The sequence below is a fragment of the Actinoalloteichus spitiensis RMV-1378 genome (genome assembly GCF_000239155.1).
Lineage (GTDB): Bacteria > Actinomycetota > Actinomycetes > Mycobacteriales > Pseudonocardiaceae > Actinoalloteichus_B > Actinoalloteichus_B spitiensis.
The window spans coordinates 1-6,252 of sequence record NZ_AGVX02000020.1 but is presented as its reverse complement, the minus strand read 5'-3'; the positions used below and the strand labels follow the sequence as shown (position 1 = coordinate 6,252).

The window sequence follows — 6,252 nt, the reverse complement described above, 5'->3', positions numbered from 1 at the left end:
GGGGAGGCGGGCCGGGCTGGGTGCGGTGCCCGTCCGGCGGGGTGAGGGGAATGCGTTCCGTGGGCGGGTCGTCGGACGACGGCCGCGCGCCACCCTCCGAGGAGGGCGGGTTGGTGGCCGACGCCGTCGGCGGCGGTGGCGGCGTCCACACCGGAGCGGGCACCGGCACGGGGACCCGCCGCACGCCCAACGCGTCCCGCACGCGGAGGAGCTCGTCCCGGAAGGCCGCCGCGTTCGCTGGCCGGTGGGCCGGATCCCGGCTGGTCGCCCGCAGGACCAGCTCGTCGAGCGCGGGGGGGATCCCGGGCACGGCCTCGCTCGGCGGGGGGACGTCGCTGTTGACGTGCCGGTAGGCCACCGACAGCGGGTTGTCACCGGTGTAGGGGGGCCGCCCGGTCAGCGTCTCGTAGAGCACGATGCCCGCCGAGTAGACGTCCCCCCGGGCGTCGGTGATCCCGGTCTCCACCTGTTCCGGCGAGAGGTAGGCCACCGTCCCCAGGATGGTGCTGTCGCTGGTGAGCTTCGCGTCGGACACGGCCCGCACGAGCCCGAAGTCGGCGACCTTCACCGCGTCGTTCGGCCCGATGAGGATGTTCTCCGGCTTGACGTCCCGGTGCACCATCCCGGCCTCGTGGGCCGCTCCCAGCGCGCTCAGCACCGGTTCCAGGACGCTCAACGCGAGGGGGACCGGGAGTTCCCCGTCCCGGCGGAGCAGCTCCCGGAGGGTGCCGCCGTCGACCAGTTCCATCACGAGGAACACGTGGTCCTCGGTGGGGGCGCGCTCCACGCCCTGGTCGTGCACGGCGACGATCGCGGGGTGGTGCAGCCGCGCGGCCGCCCGCGCCTCTCGCACGAAGCGTTCGACGAAGGTCCGGTCCGCCGAGAAGCGGTGGTCCATGACCTTGATCGCCACCGGCCGCTCCAGCCGGGTGTCCACACCGCGGTAGACCACGGACATGCCACCTCGGGCCAGCACGCTCTCCACCCGGTAACGGCCCTCCAGGGCCGCACCGGTGAGATCCACCCCCCGTTGGTTCACAACACCCGATCGTACGGAGGGGACGGGAGCATCCAACGCAGGGCATCACGGTCGGGGTATGGCAGGGTTGCTCCCGTGAGCGAGTTCCCCACTGCCTCCGACGTCCTCGCGCCGGAGGTCGAAGCACTGCCGCTGCCCGACATCGCGGAGCGGTTGGGCGTTCCGGTGACCCGGGTGCACCAGCTGCTGCGCGACGGTCACCTGCTCGCCCTGCGCCGAGGACGGATCGCGGTGGTACCCGCCGCCCTCATCGACGAGCAGGGCGTGGTGAAGGGGTTGCCCGGCACGGTCACCGTGCTCCGCGACGGCGGCTACTCCTCGGAGGAGATCCTCCGCTGGCTGTTCACCGAGGACGACACCCTGCCCGGCACCCCGATCGAGGCGTTGCGGGGCAACCGGGGCCGCGAGGTCAAGCGCCGGGCGCAGGCGATGGCGTTCTGACCGGCCGCACGGGCCAGCAGCGGTGTCCGGCTCGGCTCCCCGGTCGGCGGGGGGCCTGGCCGGGTCCTCCGGGGGAGCCAGCCGGTACCCCGCTCCCCGGGCGGGATCTCGGACCGGGGAGCCCCGCCGCGGGGACGGGGCTCCGGCCGATCAGGGAGTGCTGGGCATCGTGCCCGGCCGTTTCGTCGACAGCCGCAGCGGGTCGGGCCGCACCAGCGACACCGCCGCCAACACCGACACCGCCAGCGCTCCCAGCAGGTAGAGCCACGAGTACAGCGCGGTGTCCCCGTCGGGGAAGGTCACGAGCAGCAGCCACACCGAGGCGCAGACCATGGCGACCATCCCCGCCCCGGTCCACGCCAGGCCCGCCGCCAGCACGAGCGGCCAGCTGAAGTACCACGGCAGGGTGGCCGGGGAGAGCACCGCCACCGCCAGCATCGTCAGGGCGGCCCGGCGGATGGCCTCCGCACCGCCGACCCGCGCCTTCCACCACTGCCACACGACGACGGCCAACAGGGCCACCATGCCCACCGTCCGGGTGACGGCCAGGAACGGTCCCAGCGGAACCGAGACGAACCACCCCGTCACCAGGTGGGCGAGCTGCGCCACGGCGGTGGGGATCGACAGCCAGTTCACGATGATCGACGAGGTCTGGAGGGCGCTGATCCAGCCCAGGTCCACCCCGGCCACCAGGGTGCACACCGTGAACGTCGCCACCGAGGCGGCCGCGCCGGTCAGGGCGGTCTTGACGAAGTTGACCCGCAACGACCCCGACAGGCGCTGGGCCCACACCCAGACGAGGAACGGCAGCGCCATCGCCGCGGTGGCCTTGACCGCGGCCGCCAGCGTCACCACCACGATCCCGGTCAGGTGCCGGCGGTCGAGCACCAGCAGCACACCCGCCGCCAGGAGGCCCACCATCAACAGGTCGTTGTGGGGACCACCGACCAGGTGCACCAGCATGAGCGGGTTGGCCGCCACGATCCACAGCGCCACGGCGGTCCGCCCACCGAGGTGGCGGGACAGGCCCGGCACCGCCCAACAGATCATGGCCAGGCCCACGATCATCGCGAGCCTCGTCGCGATGACGCCCAGGATCAGGTTCCCGCCCGTGACGATGACGATGATCTTCGCGAGGAGGATGAACAACGGGCCGTAGGGCGCCGGCGTGTTCTGCCAGACCCAGCTGACGTTCTCCGCGAGCGGACCCGGCAACGCCGAGGGGCCCTCCTGGTACGGGTCGAGCCCGTGCGCCGCCAGGTTGCCCTGTGCCAGGTAGCTGTAGGCGTCGCGGCTGAACAGCGGTGGCGCGAAGACCAGCGGCAGCGTCCAGGCGATCACCGCCGCCAGGACGCCGTGCGAGCCGACCCGCTCGATGCGGACCTCGCGACCCAGCCGGACCCACGCCCACACGGCGAGGCCCAGGCCAACGTACAGGAGCGCGTTCGCCAGGTCCTGGCCGTGACCGAAGCGCACCCAGCTCCACCCGGAGTTGGCCAGCAGCGGGTCGTGGTGCAGCACACCGGCCGCGCCGACGGCGCCGAGTGCCATCGCCACGGAGCCGAGCACGCCGAGGAGCACGATCCGGAGCGGGAGCAGCTTGCGGAAGGCGCGGAGCCGCCGACCCAGCGTCCGCCGTTCGGGCCTGTCAGGGGAGTCACGCGTGGCCTCGGGGTCCGGGATCCGGCGCCGGAGGAGAGGAGGCTGTGCAGCCGCCGCGGAGGTGTCGGGCGCGGGGCTGGATCGGGGCAGCGATGGCGTGGACATTTCGGCTTATGTTCCCACAGCGGGGTATCGCTCTGTTGCGCGATCTGACCGATATGTGATCGTTCCTGGTCGGCTACCACGTACGCCCCCGCGGCCCGTCGAGGGGGCGCGGTGCGGGGGAGGGCGGGTGCCGGCCTCCCCCGCACGGGTTCAGCCCCGGGTGACGAGCGGCTCGCGTCCTGGCTCGTCCGGCCGTTCGCACTGGCAGTGCGGCTCCATCTGGCTGATCATCCTGTCCACCGAGTGCAGTAGCGCTCCGGTCCCGGCCCACACGCGTGGCCGAGGGGGGTGGTCGCCGAGCCGTTCGGCCAGGGTGTGCGTCCGGTCCACCGCCCGCCGGATCGGGCAGCCCTCCGTCCGAGCGCCGCAGGAGCCGCCGTCCGCGAGGTGCCGCACCGCCTCGGCGACACCCGCCACCGCCTCGCCCAACGGTTCCCCGATCCCGGATTCGGGACCACCTCCGGTGTCCCGGCGCCCGACGGACGGGGCGACGTCCGCCAGCTCGGCCAGCGGGAACTCGAGCTGGCGGAGGGTCGACAGCACCGGCGTGAGGTCCGGCGGCACGGGTGCGGACCGCCGTTTCCGGCCTATCCGGGACCGGGGGTTGAACCGGGTGCTCTCCCGCTGCCAGGAGACGGCCCGTTCGGCCCGGCGGATCCGGCGCTCGAGGCCGTACACCCGGTGGCACCAGTCATCCACCTGACCGGAGCGCCACCCGCCCTCGCGGAGGGTTCCGGCGAACTCCTCCAGGAGGTCGGCCACCTCGGCGGCGAGGGAGTCGATGGCGGTCCTGGCGTCCCTGAGGTGGACGGGCGGGAGGACCAGCACGTTGATGAGCGCTCCCAGCGCGGCGCCCCCCGCCGTCTCCGCCAGCCGGATCCCGAGCATCGTCGCGTCGGCGGCCATGCCGTAGGTGAAGACCAGGAGCGCGGTCGCCGCGACCCACTGGCCGTTCTCCCCGAACCCGCGCCAGCGACCGAGCAGGGCGCCGACCGCGACCATCACCGCGAGGGCCGCGAGCTCGGGACCGACGAACCGCACGACGACGAAGGCCAGGACCAGGCCGAGCCCCACGGCGGCCACCTGCTGGAGGGCACCGGTCACCGAGCGGTACACGGTGGCCGAGACCATGAACATCGCCGCGTAGGGAGCCAGGAACGACTGGGGCAGGTCCAGCCAGTGCTCGGCGATCACCCAGGCGAGGGTGGCGGCGAGCGCGGTCTTCGCGGCCTGGACGAGCACGTCCCGTTCCGGTCCGGCCCCCCGGACCGCTGCCCCCAGCCAGGCGGGTAACGCGCGCAGACGCCGCCGGAGGCCGTACTGGCCCAGGCCACTGGGCCGTCGGCCCGCTCCCATCGACTCCCTCCCCCCGTCGCCACGGCCCCGGCGGAGGCGTCCCTGGCGGCGACCAGGAGGCCGTTCGCCGTGGTCGGGCGCCGCCGGAGCCGCCGGCCGCAGGCGGGTGCTCCTCACCTGCGGCGACGACGGTAGGCACCCTCCCCGCGACGCCGCAACCGTGCGGGCGGGGACCAGCCGGGTGGCGTTCCCCACGGTGGCCCCCGGCCGTGCGGGGACCGCCGGTCCGGGGCGAGCGGGAGCGGCCGGGGCCGGCTACTGGTCCCGTTTCGTCACCGACACCGCCAACTCCGTCAGGCGCCCCCTGGCCTCCTCGGTCACGGAGGTGTTCGCCAGCGCGCGCAGCGCGGAGTCGGTGTACTGGTCGATGCGGGTCTCGATCTCGTCGACCGCGCCCAGCTCGAGGAGGAGGGCGCGGGTCGAGGCGACCCGGTCGGCGTCCAGCTCGGGGTCCCCGATGACGGCTCGCAGCTCCGCCAGCGCGTCGGCACGCCCCTGCTCCGCCGCCAGCCGGAGGCCGGCCGAGGCGAGCAGCGTGCGCTTGCCCTCGCGGAGGTCGTCCCCGGCTGGTTTGCCGGTCACCTCCGGGTCCCCGAAAACGCCGAGCAGGTCGTCCCGCAGCTGGAAGGCGATGCCGATGTCGGCTCCGAACCGGCGCAAGCCGTCGACGACCGGTCGTTCCGCGCCCGCGATGGCCGCCCCGAGGTGCAGCGGACGTTCGACCGTGTAGGCGGCGCACTTGAGCCGGTTGACGTGCAGTGCCGTCTCCTCGTCCTCGTCGCCGCGCACCTGGCTGAGCATGTCCAGGTACTGGCCGGCCAGCATCTCGCTGCGCATCGCGTGCCACACCGGCAGTGACCGCGCCAGGGCCTCCGCCGGCAGTCCCGACCCGAAGAACATGTCGTCGGCCCAGGCGAGCGCGACGTCCCCGAGCAGCACGGCGCTGGCCATCCCGAACCGCTCCGGAGCTCCCCGCCAGTCCTCGCGGCGGTGCCGGTCGGCGAAGGCCACGTGCACGGTCGGTCGGCCTCGGCGCAGGGGGGAGTCGTCCATCAGGTCGTCGTGCACCAGGGCGCAGCCCTGGATGAGTTCGAGGCTGCTCACCGCCCGCACCACGGCCCCGGTGTCCGGGGAGGCGGGGCCGCCGCCCGCCGCCCGCCAGCCCCACCAGGCGAAGGTGGGCCGGACTCGTTTCCCGCCTCCGAGCACCAGCCCGGACAGCGAGTCCACCGCCTGGGCGAACTCCGTGGACGCCAAGGCGACCTCGCCCCTCCTGTCGTGGAGGAACTCCTCCAGCGCGCCCTGGACGGCGGTGATCAGGTCTCGACCGGACTCGTCCCGCCCGTTTCTGAAGTGCTGCACCAGGCCATCCTCCGCGAGGGGCCGCGGCGGTGGCGAACCTGGGGGGTGGACGCCCGCCGCGTGATCGTCCCGGGGAGCGGCGGCCGGGCGCTGCCGTCCACGTACTGGTACGGGAGGGCCGTCGCCCTGATTCACCGATCAGGGCGTTCGCGGCCCGCCATCAGCGTGCTCCCATCATGCGGACGGGAACGGTGACGAGTACCACGGCGCGTCGTGAGTCCGTAACCTGACAGTCATGACGGCGGTGGTGGACCGGCTCCGTACGGACAGGCCGGGGTTCTCGGTGG

The 6,252-nt window shown here is 73.8% G+C and carries 5 protein-coding genes; 1 reads left to right on the top strand and 4 read right to left on the bottom strand.

Going from position 1 to position 6,252, the window contains the following annotated elements:
• Positions 1–1,039: protein kinase domain-containing protein (locus ACTIDRAF_RS26595; RefSeq protein ID WP_016696879.1), on the bottom strand; the 1,039-nt coding region annotated here is incomplete at its 3' end.
• Between the two features lie 75 nt (positions 1,040–1,114).
• Between ACTIDRAF_RS26595 and ACTIDRAF_RS0201175 the strand changes: the two genes are divergently transcribed.
• On the top strand, positions 1,115–1,480 hold the full coding sequence (locus ACTIDRAF_RS0201175; RefSeq protein WP_016696878.1) for an Rv2175c family DNA-binding protein: 366 nt from the start codon (positions 1,115–1,117) through the stop codon (positions 1,478–1,480).
• Positions 1,481–1,630: 150 nt separating this feature from the next.
• On the opposite strand, the gene mptB is transcribed toward ACTIDRAF_RS0201175, so the two are convergent.
• The 3 genes from mptB to ACTIDRAF_RS0201160 form a co-directional block, all read right to left on the bottom strand.
• The gene (mptB, locus tag ACTIDRAF_RS0201170; protein WP_016696877.1) at positions 1,631–3,247 is read right to left on the bottom strand and encodes a polyprenol phosphomannose-dependent alpha 1,6 mannosyltransferase MptB; all 1,617 of its coding nucleotides are present in this window, start codon (positions 3,245–3,247) and stop codon (positions 1,631–1,633) included.
• Between the two features lie 150 nt (positions 3,248–3,397).
• Positions 3,398–4,603 (bottom strand): FUSC family protein, encoded by a 1,206-nt coding sequence (locus ACTIDRAF_RS26590; RefSeq protein WP_016696876.1) that lies wholly within the window; start codon positions 4,601–4,603, stop codon positions 3,398–3,400.
• Positions 4,604–4,858: 255 nt separating this feature from the next.
• The gene (locus ACTIDRAF_RS0201160) at positions 4,859–5,965 is read right to left on the bottom strand and encodes a polyprenyl synthetase family protein (RefSeq protein ID WP_016696875.1); all 1,107 of its coding nucleotides are present in this window, start codon (positions 5,963–5,965) and stop codon (positions 4,859–4,861) included.
• Positions 5,966–6,252: the final 287 nt, after the last annotated feature.

What these genes read in the sequence shown, in the direction of transcription:
- mptB (WP_016696877.1), bottom strand. Translation starts at nt 3,247, where the DNA reads ATGTCCACGCCATCGCTGCCCCGATCCAGCCCCGCGCCCGACACCTCC.
- ACTIDRAF_RS26590 (WP_016696876.1), bottom strand. Translation starts at nt 4,603, where the DNA reads ATGGGAGCGGGCCGACGGCCCAGTGGCCTGGGCCAGTACGGCCTCCGG.